Annotated in this window: 14 protein-coding genes and 1 pseudogene; 6 read left to right on the top strand and 9 right to left on the bottom strand. The window is 51.1% G+C overall.

Annotated features, from left to right (window positions below):
* Positions 1 to 387: pseudogene (locus F459_RS24100) on the top strand (hypothetical protein); the annotation flags it as partial.
* 264 nt (positions 388 to 651) lie between these two features.
* On the opposite strand, the gene F459_RS0106685 reads toward F459_RS24100, so the two are convergent.
* Complete coding sequence (locus F459_RS0106685) at positions 652 to 1,611, bottom strand: hypothetical protein (protein WP_020611967.1); 960 nt, start codon at positions 1,609 to 1,611, stop codon at positions 652 to 654.
* A 248-nt stretch (positions 1,612 to 1,859) separates the two neighbouring features.
* On the opposite strand from F459_RS0106685, the gene F459_RS0106675 reads away from it, so the two are divergent.
* Together F459_RS0106675 and F459_RS0106670 are read left to right on the top strand one after the other, a co-directional pair.
* Positions 1,860 to 2,435 (top strand): flavodoxin family protein, encoded by a 576-nt coding sequence (locus tag F459_RS0106675; protein WP_020611965.1) that lies wholly within the window; start codon positions 1,860 to 1,862, stop codon positions 2,433 to 2,435.
* Positions 2,432 to 3,403, top strand: a complete 972-nt coding sequence (locus F459_RS0106670; protein ID WP_020611964.1) for a hypothetical protein — start codon at positions 2,432 to 2,434, stop codon at positions 3,401 to 3,403. Before F459_RS0106675 ends, F459_RS0106670 begins: the two co-directional genes overlap by 4 nt.
* A 52-nt stretch (positions 3,404 to 3,455) precedes the next feature.
* Here F459_RS0106670 and F459_RS0106665 read toward each other — a convergent pair whose 3' ends face one another.
* Both F459_RS0106665 and F459_RS23915 read right to left on the bottom strand, forming a co-directional pair.
* Complete coding sequence (locus tag F459_RS0106665) at positions 3,456 to 4,571, bottom strand: mannose-1-phosphate guanylyltransferase (RefSeq protein WP_020611963.1); 1,116 nt, start codon at positions 4,569 to 4,571, stop codon at positions 3,456 to 3,458.
* Complete coding sequence (locus tag F459_RS23915; RefSeq protein WP_154651641.1) at positions 4,571 to 4,876, bottom strand: hypothetical protein; 306 nt, start codon at positions 4,874 to 4,876, stop codon at positions 4,571 to 4,573. The genes F459_RS0106665 and F459_RS23915 overlap by 1 nt, the downstream gene beginning before the upstream one ends.
* Here F459_RS23915 and ilvE point away from each other — a divergent pair.
* Positions 4,860 to 5,951, top strand: a complete 1,092-nt coding sequence (gene ilvE / locus F459_RS0106660; RefSeq protein ID WP_026294929.1) for a branched-chain-amino-acid transaminase — start codon at positions 4,860 to 4,862, stop codon at positions 5,949 to 5,951. The two genes, F459_RS23915 and ilvE, sit on opposite strands and share 17 nt — an antisense overlap.
* Positions 5,952 to 5,968: 17 nt before the next feature.
* On the opposite strand, the gene flcA is transcribed toward ilvE, so the two are convergent.
* A complete protein-coding gene (flcA, locus tag F459_RS0106655; protein ID WP_020611961.1) occupies positions 5,969 to 8,932 on the bottom strand; it encodes a periplasmic flagellar collar protein FlcA in 2,964 nt (987 codons plus the stop codon).
* Between the two features lie 186 nt (positions 8,933 to 9,118).
* On the opposite strand from flcA, the gene F459_RS0106650 reads away from it, so the two are divergent.
* Positions 9,119 to 9,859: a glycoside hydrolase gene (locus tag F459_RS0106650; RefSeq protein ID WP_245540104.1), complete on the top strand. Its 741-nt coding sequence runs from the start codon at positions 9,119 to 9,121 to the stop codon at positions 9,857 to 9,859.
* Here the strand turns inward: F459_RS0106650 and F459_RS0106645 are convergent.
* Both F459_RS0106645 and F459_RS0106640 read right to left on the bottom strand, forming a co-directional pair.
* Positions 9,843 to 10,772 carry a nitrilase-related carbon-nitrogen hydrolase gene (locus F459_RS0106645; protein ID WP_020611959.1) on the bottom strand — a complete coding sequence of 310 codons (930 nt, stop codon included), beginning with the start codon at positions 10,770 to 10,772 and terminating at the stop codon, positions 9,843 to 9,845. The two genes, F459_RS0106650 and F459_RS0106645, sit on opposite strands and share 17 nt — an antisense overlap.
* Before the next feature lie 3 nt (positions 10,773 to 10,775).
* Entirely contained in the window at positions 10,776 to 11,765 is a 990-nt protein-coding gene (locus tag F459_RS0106640; RefSeq protein ID WP_020611958.1) for a C-terminal binding protein, read from the bottom strand.
* 44 nt (positions 11,766 to 11,809) lie between these two features.
* Between F459_RS0106640 and F459_RS0106635 the strand changes: the two genes are divergently transcribed.
* Positions 11,810 to 12,442, top strand: a complete 633-nt coding sequence (locus tag F459_RS0106635) for an HAD-IA family hydrolase (protein WP_020611957.1) — start codon at positions 11,810 to 11,812, stop codon at positions 12,440 to 12,442.
* A gap of 50 nt (positions 12,443 to 12,492) precedes the next feature.
* Here F459_RS0106635 and F459_RS0106630 read toward each other — a convergent pair whose 3' ends face one another.
* The 3 genes from F459_RS0106630 to F459_RS0106620 are packed head-to-tail and all read right to left on the bottom strand — an operon-like array spanning position 12,493 to position 15,457.
* Positions 12,493 to 13,626 (bottom strand): LacI family DNA-binding transcriptional regulator, encoded by a 1,134-nt coding sequence (locus F459_RS0106630; protein WP_211213993.1) that lies wholly within the window; start codon positions 13,624 to 13,626, stop codon positions 12,493 to 12,495.
* Positions 13,566 to 14,711, bottom strand: a complete 1,146-nt coding sequence (locus tag F459_RS0106625) for a M20 family metallopeptidase (protein WP_020611955.1) — start codon at positions 14,709 to 14,711, stop codon at positions 13,566 to 13,568. Before F459_RS0106625 ends, F459_RS0106630 begins: the two co-directional genes overlap by 61 nt.
* On the bottom strand, positions 14,708 to 15,457 hold the full coding sequence (locus F459_RS0106620; protein WP_020611954.1) for a glutamine amidotransferase: 750 nt from the start codon (positions 15,455 to 15,457) through the stop codon (positions 14,708 to 14,710). The genes F459_RS0106625 and F459_RS0106620 overlap by 4 nt, the downstream gene beginning before the upstream one ends.
* Positions 15,458 to 15,461 lie beyond the last annotated feature (4 nt).

The following is a 15,461-nucleotide window of genomic DNA, read 5'->3' as shown; positions in this document are numbered from 1 at the left end:
TCGCTGAACTATCTGGTGGGCTTCGACCGGGACCTGCCGCTGCACAACATCAACCTGAATATGCAGGCGACCGGCAGTTACATCCTGAACAACGATGAGATTTCAAGCGGGGATATTGAGTATGACAGTGACGACGATTACTCGAGTAATTTGATTGTCTGCAAGATCTCCGACACCTTCAATCACGAGAAGGTGAGCATCGAGGCGAAGGGGATCTATGAGATTGAAGACGAGGATTGGATGATAGGGCCGGTGATAACCCTTGCACCCAATGGGGAGTTTGAGTTTTCCGCCGAGGCGAGGTTCTTTGGCGGGGATGATGACGGAAGGCTCGGACAGTTCGACGAGAGCAGTTACCTTCAACTCAAGGTCAAAGCCATGTTTTAAGCCTTGCTTTCGATGCTGTCGGTTCTCGGCAGGATGAGCCTTCCTCCCAATCCGGCTGGCACCGGTAGGGATTACCCGGAAGCAGTCCCTGCGGAACGTCAGAACTTTTACGGGAATCGGCAGCTTTTTTCCATAAAAACCTACAATATGATAAGACTAATTACGATATGGCATCGCTACTTACCCGGCATGCTCCAGTCTGCCTATATAAAAAAACCCGCCGGCTGGCACCGGCGGGATGTACAAAGCAGTCTCTGCGGAACGTCAGAACTTCATGTAGGCCTTAAGCTTGAAGATAACGGACTGAAGAGCAAGGCTATTTTCTCCCCAGAGAGGAAGCTCATAGTCCAAAGAAAGTTCAACCGGGATAAGGCTTTTGGTAACAAAAAGGCCTACTCCGGGGGTAAGGGTCAGGGACTTGGAAGCGTCATCCTGGCCGACGCCGTCGTACTCGGTTTCAGGGGCCATCTCATAGGTGACAGGGAGGCTCGCTTCGAAGATAAGCCCGTCCGCGATAGGCTTGTCAAAGTGGGGTTCAAGCTCAAAGATCAAGTTATAACCGTAATCCACTTCATCGACTCCTGCCATCGTTGCCTGTAATGATTTATCACTGTCCACCGGCGAAAAGTAGTACTTGAACTCGTTATAGAAGTTTACGTAGAACTCTTTGGTGAGGATATAATCGGCATAAAACCTGGTTCCCAAACCGAAGTTGTTCTCGGAAGCCAGGATTTGAAAGTCCTTACCGGATGAGGCATTTGTTACTTCATCTTCGGCATCATAGCCGAAGGCCATGGGAATGATCAGACCGGCGGCAACGGCAAGGCGGACCTTCTCGCTCAGGACCGGGGCCTTGGGGCCGATAACCTGGACCTTTGTCCCGGCAAAGAGTTCAAAGGGACCGGTAACGGAAGCATCACCGGTGACATATGGACTATCATCAAATGCATCGGTGGTACCGTAGAGGTTGTAGCCGGGAGCCCACTGGAGTGCCACGGTGACAAAATCGTTGAGGCCATACTCTGCAGCAAGGCTTAGATTGAAAAGCTTCATCTCGGCTCCGTCGACCTTATCGCCGTCACCATCGAATTTCTGATCACCGAAGGAATAGGCAGGTATCAGGTAGGTCCTCAGGACTCCTTTTGGGAGCACCTTGGCATCGTCCGCCATCAGCATAGGCGCGAACATCGTCAGGGTGATCATCACAACAAGAAACTTCTTCATGTGAAATCTCCTTCTTTGGAATTACAGCCGGATACCCGGCTGGGCCGCCACTGCGGCTATTATTATCATAATACAGTCGGCGAATATTACAATGGATACATGCATAATTTCAGCCGATGGCCGAATAATAAGTAGGATACAGAAGAAAGTAAAGTACATATATGCCCCTTTCCATGAATTTTCCGGCCGGAGCCTTGGGGACAGAGGGGGAAAAACTATGATACACTGAGAAAAATGAGGAGTATTGTATGAGAATTGTTGCATTTAACGGAAGTCCCCGTAAAGGAGGAAACACCAGCCGTTACATCGACGCGGCCCTTGAGCCCATTCGGAACAAGGGGCACGAGGCCGAAAAGGTGCAGATCGGCGGCCATATGGTACGGGGCTGTACAGCCTGTCTGAACTGCAGGAAAACAGGCGACGGAAGATGCATATACGACGATGATCCGATGAACAGCTGGATCGAGGCCATGAAAAAGGCTGATGCGATCATTATCGCCTCGCCGGTTTATTTTTCAGACATGACTCCGGAGGTAAAGGCCCTGATAGATCGAGCCGGTTATGCCCTGCGGGGGATGGCGGAGAATCCCCTCACGCGCAAAATCGGTGCGGGGATCGCCGTTGCCAGGCGTGCCGGCCATACCCACACCCTTATGAGCATCAACCAATTCTTCTTTATCAACGATATGGTCGTCCCGGGGTCGAGTTACTGGAATGTGGGGATTGCCAGAGCCATCGGCGATGCCGAGGCAGATGAAGAGGGGCTGAAAACCATGCGGCGACTGGGTGAGAATATCTGCTGGCTTCTGGAGAAGCTCGGGTGAACAGTGAGCTGGAACACCGAATATCCGGCGACTGGTTTGATCTACGGGAAGTATCCACCGACCCCGTCGCAGCAGCCAAGGCGGCAGGACTTTCCGCATCCCTTCTGCAAAGGGAAGCGGATGAGCTTCGTTCCAGCGTCGAAGAGGGGATCATAGAATACAAAACAAGCGTCCTCAGAAGGGTCCTTGCCCCTCTGGCTTCCCTCGCCTACGATTCGCGGGGGCTCGATTCGGTAATGGACGGAGCCGCTACCACGGCAGGGGGGATCTGGGCATCCCTTCAGCAGCGAAGAATCGCCTCCGGCAGGCTAACAGAAGCAGAGCAAAAAACAAAAGAAGGCGAAACTCCATCAGGAAAATCGGACGTTTTTGCACCATCCAACCCGACCGAGCTCCTTAGAGCCGTCCAGCGGCTCTTTGCCGAAGCCCCGGAAAAGCGGCAGGAGGCTGCAGGGAAGATGATACTGCTTCAGCTGAAGCAGTATCACCAGGAGATGGAGAAGCTGAAAGAGCTGCTCGCCTCCATTCCCGAAGAGAAACGGGGAGCGTTGAAGGAAAATTTCGCCTACCGGCTCCGAGATATCCTGAGAAAGGTCGGCCAGGGATATGCAACCCTGGCCGAAAAAGAGGATTCGGACGGCGGACAAAAGGGAACAGGACCAATGCTGGAGAGGATCGATAAGAAGACCTTTACATCGATGACAAAACTCTTCCATAAAGAGGCAGAGCTCTTTTCCCGCATTCGTTCCACGCTTCTTTTTGTTGCCGACGAGCGTTTTCGAAGCAGACAAATACTGCTTTCTCTCGAAGGGACGGAAAAAGAGCTGCATGATCTCTTCGAAAAGGAGGGACAATACTACCGAACCCTTGCTCCCTTTGGAGAAGATGCACGGCGTCTCGGCGTGGAGATTGCCGTAAGGATACGTGAGATAGCACTGGAAAGTGCCGAGGCCCTTACGAAAGAGTAGCATTTCTGTCCAGAAGCCTGGAAATCACCAGGATTCCGGACACTATAGAAACCTACAAAAACCGATTAAGCCCTTTCTCGCGAAAAGCCTCCACAGCCTTTTTGACAAGTTGTCCTTCTCCTTTTTTGCAAACCAGCAAAACACCGTTCTCTTGTACCACGATAAGGTCGTCGACCCCGCAAAGGGCCACAGGAAGATCCGAATGGACAAAGCACCCCTTGCTATCGATTGCAATGGCCTTTCCACGCTCTTGTCCGGAGAGTTCAAGGTCGTTGTCAATGACCTGGGAAAGCTCATCCCAACTGCCGATATCGTTCCAAGTAAAAGAAGCCTCAACCATCGCAGTCCGACGGCATTTTTCCATCACGGCATAATCGACCGATTCCCTGGGGCTACGACCGTAGGCTGCTTTCACTTCGGGATCGCGAAAGAACAGATCCATACCGGAAAGCCGCTGCGACGGTTCACGAACCGTTATCGACGAGAAGACCCCGGCGATATCTTCCCTGCCTGTCTCAAGTTCTTCAAAAAAGCGATCGATACGAAAACAAAACATGCCGCTGTTCCAGAAAAAGTCTCCGGAACGGCAAAATGCTTCGGCAGTCCGGAGGTCGGGCTTCTCGCGGAAACGGCGAACAAGACGCCCTCCCTCAACCGCCTCGCCAGCCTCGATATAGCCGTAGCCGGTTTCGGGCCGTGAGGGATGGATGCCAAAGGTAACGAGAAAACCACGTGAAGCCAAAGATGCGGCGGCTTTCATATCAGCGGCAAAAGCTTCGGTTGGGGTGATAAGATGATCGGAGGGCAGGACCGCCATGGTTTCATCGGATCGGTGATTGTTGCGAAGGATGCTTGCCGCTGCAGCTATTGCGGGAGCAGTATTTCGCGGTGCGGGCTCGGCCACCAGTTTGATGCGCTCTTTGCCGACGGAAAGCTTTGCACACTCTTCGGCTACGCTGTCGATCTGTTCGTCCAGGGTGACGATGAAGAGATCGCCCGTTCCCAGTGCAAGGGCACGTTCAACGGTAAGCAAAAGAAGGCTCTTTCCTTCATGGACAGGTATGAATTGCTTCGGTCTCCCGGAGTTGCTGGCTGGCCAGAGCCTGGTTCCCGATCCTCCTGCAAGAATGCAGACGTTGTCGACACTGGTGGTTTCTGTTGTACTCATCATCTCCTCCATACCGCTTTTTTCCCATTATGAACGATTCTCTCTTCGTCGACAAGGAAGGCTTTCTTGACCGGTCGCCGGGTGGGGAATAGAATGATTCTATCTATCGGAACGCGCAAGGGATTGCAGCGAAGGCCCTGGAGCCGACGGCGGTGCGGCAGGGCGATCGGGAGTGAGCCCGTAGGCCGCACCGGAATACCGGAGGCGAAGCGCCGCAGCGGAAAGCCCGTACCCCGAACCGTCGGTTCGGGGTTGCGCCCAAAAGAATACACAATAGAGGAGGATGAAATGGCAAAAGGATTCACGCTTTCGATCTACCCCTGGGTCTATGTCGCCCGGTTTGCAGAGGAGTGGGCCGAGGAGTATGTCGAGAAACCCCACAAAAGTCCCGCGGAGGAGGCGGCGCTTGATGAAACGCACAGGGAGGAGTTGCTGGCGAAGCGAAACAGCTTTCCCGACCTCCCACTGGTCAACTATACGACCCAATACGGGATGGGCTGCTTTGAGGGAATGAAGGCCTTTCCGCAGAAGGATGGTCGGCTCAAACTGTTTCGCCCGGACCAAAATGCCGCCAGATTTTACCGCTCGATGAAGGGGCTCATGATGCCTCCCTTCCCCCAGGAGCGTTTTGTCGAGGCCTCGCGGCAGGTCGTGGCTCGCAACAAAAAACTCGGCTTTGCGCCGGGCTACGATTCGGCCTGGGAACGGGATGACTTTAGCAGCGGTGAATCGGTCTACCTTCGGCCTTTTTCTTACTCCGAACCTGCTATTGGGCTTGGGATTGCAAAGCATCCCTTCGTTGTTATTGTCTCGACACCGGTTGGTGCTTACTTTGCCCCGGGAAGCAGTAAGGCAGTGGTTTCGGAAAAGGTACGGGCCTTCCCCGGAGGAACGGGTTGGATCAAGTGCGACTCCAACTATGTGGTTCCCATCCTGGAGAAAAAGGCGGCCGAGGCTGCGGGCTACATGGAGACGGTTTTCCTCGATGCGGCGGAGCATCGGTACGTTGAGGAGGGCTCTTCCTGTAACATCTTCTTCCTCTTGAAGAACGATACCCTGGTGACACCGGCCTTGGGTGATACGATCCTTCCCGGCATCACCCGCTCTTCGATTCTGAAGATTGCTTCCGATATCCTCGGTGTGAAGACCGAAGAGAGGAAGATATCCATCGATGAGGCCATGGAGGACGCCAAGGAGTGTTTCGTCTCCGGTACTGCAGCGGGTCTGAGCCATCTTGAGTCGATCACCATGAAGGGCAAAACCGCATGTTTCGGCAACGGCGAGATGGGAGAGCTTTCACGCTCCCTGCTCAAGACACTGAAGGGGATCCAGTACGGCAAGATTGAGGATCGTTTCGGCTGGATGGTCGACGTAGAATAGCCAGAATAGCCGCCGGCTTAGTCGGCGAAGAAGAGCGATTCGGGGTCCTTGGGGATTTCCGGATAGATTTGGGGATCGTAATCGCTGTTGGGGTACACCATGCCTTGCTGATTGAGAAACGCGAGATTCTTCAATTCCGTTCTCACCAGTGATTCCGGATCGCGATGTTCGTTTTCAAAAAGTTCGTTGGCACTACTGAGATAACGGAGGGAATCGGTATAAAAACTTCCTCTCGCTGTCCGTTTATACATTTGATAGAGGGTAACGGCGAGGTTGTTGTCGGCCCGTATCAGGTTTTCCACCACGGCGCGATGGGAACTTCGCTCTTCGGGCATGAAGTTTTCAAGGCTTTGCCTCCGATCGTTAAGATGGTCGACGATGCTTCGATAATAACCTTCGGCGGCCTGCAGATTGTTGCGCCGGTAGAGGGTGTTTGCAATGGCGAAGTTAAGGACGTCATTGGAGCTGAAGCCCTCGGTCGCGGAGGAGAAATTCAGGAGAGCCTTCCGATACTCCTCCTTCCGGTAGTAGATGTAGCCGATTTTGTAGTCGACCTTCGGTTCGGCATAGCGATTTGCCTTCGCCTTTTTCAGGTAATCGAGGGCGAGATCAAGGTCTCCGCCGACATAGTAAGGGATATCCGCCCTGTCCGAGTAGAGGATTCCCGCCTCTTGTTTTACAGGCATAATGCCCCGTGCCCGTGCCGACTCATAGAGGGCAATGCCTTTGTCATAGGCGGATTCGGCCTCCAAAAATTCCGACCGGGCGAAATGGATCTCCCCAATGCGGCGGTAGCTGTCCATAAACATGAAGTGTCTGTCGCCGTTTAAGATCGGTAGTGCGGACATGAGCTCAATGCTATTGATCAGGGCCTTTTCTTCCTCGACTGTATCGTCGACTGTATCGAAAAAACGTGCAAGGTTGTAGTGGACCTCCGGCAGCCTCGGTTCCTGCTCCTTTGCCCGAAAAAGGACCTCACGAACCTCGTCGATATGCCCCTTATCCAAAAGATATCCTCCCAGTTCGGCATAGGCTGCCGCGTCCACCTCCAGCTTCGGTTCGGCCTGAAAGCGACGTCTGAGGGTTTCAACCTCCTGAAGGTTGTCGGTCCGAATAAAATAGCGCAGCATACGAAAGAGGAATTCGTCCTGGATCCCGTAATTGTTCATCAAGGTGGCAAGGGCAAAGCGGGCATCCTCCAGCTTGCTCGGATCATCCTTGCCCCATTCAAGGTTGATGTCGCTGGAAAGAAGAAGCGCATCGTAATCATCTATATGCTCTTCATCGGAAAGAAAGGTTTTGAGAATGGATGTGGCTTTGGGATAATTGGCAAGATCCTCATATTCCATTCGTGCATAGGCAAGGGTTCCCTGCTTGTCCAAGCGATAACGGGAAAGAAGTCGCTCGTAGATGGCCTCGGCACGGGGCCACTGACCGGCGCTCCTGTAGCCTTCACCATAACGGTAGAACTGGCCCTTCATCGGCCAGATGTCCGTGGCCTGATCGAAATAGCTGCCGGACTGAGGGTATTCCTCGGTACTCAGATGCTTGTAGCCTTTCTGGTAAAGGGTATAAGCCTTCACCGGTCGGTAGATAAAACGATAGGAAAGAAAGATGACCAGAGCAAAGGCGGCTGCCGTCAGCAGCGCTGTTCTGATAACGGGCAGAACATTTCGCCTGAAGCGATAGGAAAAGGAATCCCGCTCCTCTTCAAAGGCCGTACCGGTACGCTTTTCATACTCCCGAGGGATTTTGACCCGTTTGCCAGTGATTTTTCCAACGAGATTTGCGATATCTTTCGGAGAACGACCGCTTTTCAGACTCTCCAAGAGCTGTTTGAGTTCGTTACCGGAAAGTTCCGCCTCACCGATCTGCTCCTCGATGAGCAACTTCAGGTTGAGAGGCAAAGAACCGAGATGCTCTTTGACGTGATCGAAATCCTTATCTTCCAGGGAAATCTCTTGAACAGCGGTTTCGAAGAGCTCACCTGCTTCGGCCGAGGGACCTTCGAGATCGAATCCCGGTGTCTCAGGAGTCTCTTCCAAAACATCGAAATCTTGCCCGAGATCACCCAGACTGAACTCATCTAACTCGAAATCCTCGTCACCGATCTCCTGGAGCTCTTCAGCCTCTTCCCCGTCGCTGACATTGCCGAAATCGGGCAGCTCAAATTCTTCGCCCCCTTCGTCGATGTCGGGCAGTGAAAAGGCATCAGGGGAAGACTCCTCTTCAGTTGCGGCGGGCTCTCCGAGCGCCGAAGCCTCTTCGGTAAAGAGATCCTCGTCCATCTCCGGCAACTCGAGTTCCTCGGGTTCCTCAAGTTCGAAGGAGCTTTCAAGTTCCTCAGGCTCCTGTTCTTCCGCAGATTCAGTTTCCTCTGCTTCAGGCTCCCACGGCGTCGGCTCTTCTTCCGCCGCTTCTTCCTCTCCGGCAGGCTCACCGATCTCCGAAGTCTCTTCGGCAAAGAGATCCTCGTCCATCTCCGGCAACTCGAGTTCTTCGAGTTCGAAGGGGCTTTCAAGCTCCTCAGGCTCTTGTTCTTCCGCAGATTCAGTTTCCTCTGCTTCAGGCTCCCACGGCGTCGGCTCTTCCTCCGGTCCCTCCACCTCTGCGGCGGGTCCACCGGCCTCCGGAACCTCTTCGTCAAAGAAATCCTCATCCATCCCGGCGGCCTGTTCGTCAAAGGAAGCTAAAAAATCATCAAGGTCAGGCGTCTCCTCTGAGGCCTCAGCCGCCTCTTCGATATCGAGGGGAATCTCAGCAGGCCCTTCTGAGGTCCGGGCACGATCATCCTCCTGCCCGGATTCGATACCGAGTTCCTGATCAACCTCGTCGAGAAGAAGAGAAAGATCCTCACTCAAGCCCGACTCAGGAGGAGTGACATCCCGGACCTTCTCTCCTTTCCCGGCAAGGATAGAGGGTTCATTACCGACAACGAGAAAATTGGATTTGAACTGTTCAATATCCTGGATTTCGGGCATATGCTTCCTTTAGTTAGTTTCGGTGAAAACCACCGGTCGCGTTAGTGTTATTTCTCTCGTCTCTGTAAGAGCTGCAAGAGCTTCTCAAGAACATGGCTCATCCTTCCGATAGACAAAGAGACAATGAAAGGTAACATATTCCACGCGCTACGGCTTCTATTTTCTTTCTTCCTCCTTCTATCTCCCGTGCTTGTATCCTGGACTCAGGAGGAGGCGACAAAGGGAAACAATATCGACATGGCACTCCATGTTTGGCTTCAAGAGCTTCGAAGTGCAAAGTCGCCAAAGATATATGGTGATTCCATTGTCTTCACCTATGCCCCGAACCGCTTTTCGGAAAGACAGATTAGGTCGGTGGGAATAGCTTTCGCCCATGAATCCTACCAGACCATTCATCCTTTTCAAAGGATCGTCGACACAGGAAAGGTAGCGGGGGCTGAAGAGACAGGGGTCTTTTTCTGCCTCTTGCCCATTCCCCCGGGAGAAGAGGAGGTGAAATATCGTCTCATTATAGACGGTCTGTGGATGGTCGATCCGGTTTCCATTGCCACGGAAAGGGAACCCAGCGGTCTGGAAGTTTCGGTTCTTCCCCTTCCAAAGGGAAGTGTTCTTTCTTTCAAAAGTCCCGAACTCAACAAAGAGGGGGCGGTCACCTTCCGTTACAGGGCAAGCTCAGGTTCCAGGATCTATATAGCGGGAAGCTTCAACGATTGGGACCCTTTTATGTATCGAATGACCGAAAACCGGGATATACCCGGCCTTTTCACCATAACCTTGCCCCTTCCAGAGGGAACACACTATTACGCCTTCATTCGCAATGGAGCGTGTATTGCGGACCCCATGAATAACCGCATGGCATCAAAAAGCTCAGGAGAGCTCGTCTCCGTGGTACGAGTAGGGACAAAGCCTTCTATTGCCTCACGGTAAAAAATAACAAGCGTTCCTGCCCCGGAGTGTCGGCACGCAGCACCGTTTCCACAGCTCCTGTTTCCTTTCGGTAGCGGGTGATCTCACTTGGTCCCTGCCAGAGCAGGCCGAAGAAGCTTCCGTTCAGACAGGCTGTCACTCCCCATGGAAAGTGGTACTCCGCCTGGCGGAATGGCAGAGCCCTGGAGAAAAGAACCTCCGTCTCCTCCGTATAGAGCTCCCCGTTGGCCTTCAGATCTATCCACACCTGCGCCGATTCCATGAGATTGGCATAATCGTCGAAAAAGGTATCCCGGCAAATGGAAAAGCCTAGCTTTAATCCTCCGACCGTGACAAGCCTGGCAGCCCGAGGAGATCCCGCATCCAATTCGACTATTCCGCGTTCAAAGGGCGTGAGATGGATCTTATCTTGCACATACAAGGTCTCTCCGCTCGGGCCATAGAGCACCAACCGGTTAAAAAGTCGCCCTCCATCTTCGGCAAAGTAGGTCCCGGCAAGAATCATCAGGTGATGCAGTCGGGCCCCCTGCCCCCATACTCTATCCATAAGCTTCCTAACCATCGGTGATCGCTTCAGGAAGAGGTCCTTCAAATCAGGAAAGGGACGATCAGGGCCGGTGAGAAGGGCAAGGCCCTCTTCCATGGTGCGGACCCCTTCCAGCTGTTTTGCGTCCGGAAGAAAAGCAAGCATCACATTTGCATATTCGGGAATGATAAGAAGATCCGCGCCGGAAGACTCGGCCCGGGTCATGATATCGTGCGCCTTGGCTTCAAAAGCCCCGACATCGAGATACAGTGCTTCGCTGACCTCGTATTGGCATACGGCAATGGTCAGTGCACTTCCCTCTTCAGCGGCTGTAAAGGAGGGGAAGAAGAGCATGAGAAAGAAAAAGCCGAGCAGACGAGGTTTCATGCCTTAAAAGTTATCCGGCCGAAATGTTTGGGAGAGGTCCACGACAAAAGAAGCGGGTGCCTTACCCTGCAAAACGAGAAGGGCATTTTCCGCACACTTTTGTTTCAGCTCAACGATGGATTCCTCACTGTAATAGGCACAGTGATCGGTTAGCACCAGTTGAGGATAGGAGGAAAGCCTGGCGTCGCCGATAGGGGGTTCTTCTTCAAAAACATCGATGCCTGCGGCCGACAGTTTTTCCTCTCGGAGAGCGGCAAGTAAGGCCTCCTGGTCTACGAGAGCCCCCCGAGCTGTATTGATGAGAACAGCACCTGTTTTCATCTTCGAAAAGGCGTCTGCATCGATCAGGTGGTAGTTCTCCTGCCGCATGGGGATATGGATCGAGATAATGTCCGATTGTGCAAGCAGGGTCTGAAAATCAACGATCTCCGCCTCTCCGACGGCCACATTATGGTGGTCCGCATGGTGGTCGCAAATCAAAACTCGAGAAAACCCCAATCCTGACGCTTTACGATGAAAACTTCTTCCTGTTCCGCCGTAGCCCAGAATACCAAGAGACCTCCCGCTTAAACGCGGAATGGAAAGCGAGGAATGGATATTCCATCCACCTGAACGCACCTGCCGATCGAGAAGGGAAACCCTTCTGGTCACGGCTAAAAGCAAGGCAAGAGCGTGTTCGGCCACCTCATCATAACAGTAGTCGGGAACCCGAGCCACCCAGATTCCTTTTTCGGTAGCGGCCTGTACATCCACCTTCTCGTATCCGGTTCCGTACCGGCTGATGACACGACATCGACGAAGGCCGCCGATGAAATCGGCATCAAGAACCATCTGATTGACCAGAATTGCATCGGCGTCGGCACACACTGCCCGTAACTTTTCCGTACCAAGCTCGTATCCGGCAACAAGCTCTGCATCACAGGCTTCCAACACGCCAAGTTCAGGGGCATAATCTCCGGCGAATCGATCATCGGTAACTACTACGCGAAACATGCACACTCCTTGTCTCTTTTTTCATAACATGCTCTAATCTGACTATGCAGATATCCTATATCCTTTTCGATCTCGACGATACCCTCTACCCGTCGTCAAGCGGCCTTGCCCTCGCCTTTAAAGAGAACATTCTCTCTTTCGTATCCGATTATCTCAAGCTTTCCGTTGAGGAGGCAGAGGCTGTCAGAAAAGTAAAGCGACAGGAATACGGGACGACCCTCGAATGGCTTCAAAAAGAGGAGGGGCTTGAGAATCCCGATTCCTACTTCGAAGCAATCCATCCAAAGGATGTCGGACGCTATCTGAAAAAAGATCCAGCCTTGGTCGAGTTGATCAAACGAATCCCTCAGCGTACATCGATTCTCACCAACAGCCCAATGGAGCATGCCGTCAGGGTATCCGAATTCCTTGAGATTCGCCATCTGATGGAACACATCTTCGATCTCCGCTCCAACAGCATGCTTGGGAAACCCGATTGGGGAGCATACAAGAGGGCCCTTGATATGATAAGATGCCGCCCCGAAGAGGTCCTTTTTGTCGACGATATGCCGCGATACCTCTATGCGTTTCGTGAAATGGGCGGTCATGTGCTTCTGGTGGATGAAAGCGGCAGGCATAAGGGCACGGACCTTGATACGGTTACGTCCATCCATCAAATCGAAACCGTCTTGCGATAATCTTACTCTATTGAAAAAGGAAGCTAAGTGTAGATGCTTCACTTGCTTTTCTAAGATGCATACGGAGCAGTGCTTTTTCGGACAATCAATGTAGGAGAATAGCGACGATACATTTCGACTGGTTCTTCGCCATCCAGCAATCTGCATAAGAGTCTTGCGGCTTCCATCCCCATTTCATAAACGGGTTGCCTGACAGTTGTCAAAGGGACCTCCATAATTTCCGAAAATAAAATATCATCATATCCGACAAGAGAAAAATTATCCGGTATTGAAAGTCCCTGCTTACTTGCCTGGTAGTAGACCCCGTAGGCTGTCATGTCGTTAAAAGCAAAGATTGCAGAAAAGTCTTTTCCCATAAGCCAATCCATCGCTCTGATACCACTTTCTCGTGAATATTCACCTACATATATCAAATCACGATCATAGGAAATACCTGCATCGGATAGGGCCTTTCTGTATCCATCAAGACGTGCATTGGAATCACTCAGCTGAGACGGTCCGGTGACACAAGCAATCCTTTTATGTCCCAGCTCAATTAAATGTGTCGTTGCTAAATACCCTCCCATTACATTATCCGCAACTACCGAGGGATGCCTTAGATCATCAAAATATCGGTCCACCAAAACGAACGGAAGGTTAAACTGCTCCAAAAGTTCACAGCACTCCTTTCCCTTCTGAAAATCCATATCAGCGGACATACCATATATGACTCCATCCACACCCTTATCAGCAAGAATGTTGATGTAATCAAAATCCCTTCTACTATCATCTTCGGTATTGCAAAGAATCATATTAAAACCACTTTCCCGGCTTGCGTCCTCTGCCCCCTTTGCGAGAGTAGCAAAAAACAAGTTGCTGATATCCGAAATAATTAATCCGATGGTATTTGTACGTCTTTTCACTAATCCCACCGCTATTTGGTTCGGGCGGTAATCAAGTTCCTGTACGGCGGCGTTAATAATTTTTTTCGTACTCTCAGGGATTTTAAAAGCTTTATTGTTCAATACCAGTGATATGGTAGTAACGGAATACCCTGTTACTTTTGCAATGTCATTAATCGTAGTTCGTTTTTTTCCCAAATAAAAGCTCCATTCGGTTTCTCTTGTTCCTTTATAGTAATGCATCAACAAACATAACAACAATAAATTTGAATTGCCTGATAGTAAGATTGCAAGTCGACCCATTCATTGTTTTTGTGAGCCACGGCAGGTTGCCCCGGTCCAAAGAGAATTACCGGTAATTCCGGTCTGTTTTTGGTAAGAATCGAGGCATCAGTAAAAAAGTTAATGCCGGTATTCTTCGGGGCAACTCCAGTGACAGCTTTAATACAACGTTGTAACTTTATTGTCTCTTGCTCACTGGTTGCCGTTTCGATAGCTTCCCTGCGATTTAATAAGGAAAAATGGAAAAAAAGCGAAGGTGTATCTTTTTCCATTTTTGCTGCAATCGCCTTAGCTTTTTCCAGTACATCATCAATACGCAGAGGAGGGACCGTTCGGATATCTAAAAAAAACTCCGCATGATCAGGTACCATATTAGGAACAATGCCACCTCGGGCATGGGAAAGGCAACACGTTGCATCTCCCAACAGTTCATGATGATATGTTCTGATGAAGTGATCCAACTTATTACAGAAGGCAAAACCTTTCATAATTGCATTGACCCCTTCCCAAGGGTATGCACCGTGACTGGTACGTCCTTCTACAGAGAGGCGCAGCCATAGGCACCCCTTTTGGGCCAAACCGACACTCCCTCCTGTCGGCTCCGCAATAATTACGGCATCACTTTCATCCAAGATATGACTTTTCACGGCCTGGTGGGCTCCTGCACCACCGCGTTCCTCATCCGCAGTTCCAAGAAATATCAAAGAACATCGTGGCCGCTTTCTTCTTTTTATCGTTAAACACAAGGCCATAACCAAAGAAGCAAGCCCACTTTTCATATCACTTGCTCCGCGGGCATATAACCTACCTCCACGTTCCACAGGAATATCAGGATCGCTGTCCCATTGGGCCCTGTCCCCAAAAGGGACGGTATCCAAATGTCCATTAAGAACGAGCGTGTAACCAGGGTCGATTCCGTCGACCCTGGCAACAACATTCGCCATTCCCTGCCCCACGGACTCGGTATATGCGGGAATCCCATGCTCTTGCAGGTATCTAGCGATAAAGATAGCCAAACGTTCCTCATGCTTCTCGCCGTTAACCGTGGAAATACGTAAGATATCCTCTAAAAAAACTTTTGCTTCTCTTTTTTCTTCGGTTGTCATACGTCCGTCAACCAATCCATCAGCCCACCCCACATAGGTTGATATCCCGCCCAGGAAAGGAATTCAGGCGGCCCCCAGTGAGGTGCACAATCCGATGAGAATATGCCGCAACGACCTTTTCCTCTTTGGCATAAGGCAATAAGAGGATCATCACAAATAGTCACCGGGACAACTGCATCATCCATTGGAATTGTCTTGTTGTAGCCCAAGAAAAAAGGCCATTCAGCAGGAACGCCTTTTAAAACGTCATGCTGATGAATCACTTTGGGCTTTACACCTTCCGGGTGCTCCATTCTGTCATCGAACTGTAAAATTTCTACCGGTAGAATGTCCTGGATCGGAGTCATACCCCAACGTCCTTTTGCGTCGACCCCGGAAAAGGTCAAATATCCGCCAACCATCAAGAGAGAAGCGCCTTCTAAAACATATTCCTTTATCAATTCACAACGGTTTGGCTGCCTATGACTATTATTGAATGTTTCCTGCGTAATCAATAAAGTATCAGACCCCACATCGGACAAAATGATGGCGTCATATTTCTTCAGCTCTCCCATAGTAAAAGGAAATTCTTCACTTACAAGATGATTTGGAAGAAAAAAAACATCATATCCGCTTTCCTCAAGGGCCTTTTTCAACCACCTTTCTCCTGTTTCGTACACAGACGAACTAAAACTATTGAATCCTTTCACATGTGTAGTTTGGCTAGACCAAGATTCACCGGCCAATAGTATTTTCTTTCGTTGCATCCCT

The organism is Sediminispirochaeta bajacaliforniensis DSM 16054 (assembly GCF_000378205.1).
GTDB lineage: Bacteria > Spirochaetota > Spirochaetia > DSM-16054 > Sediminispirochaetaceae > Sediminispirochaeta > Sediminispirochaeta bajacaliforniensis.
This window is presented reverse-complemented; position numbering and strand designations above follow the sequence as displayed.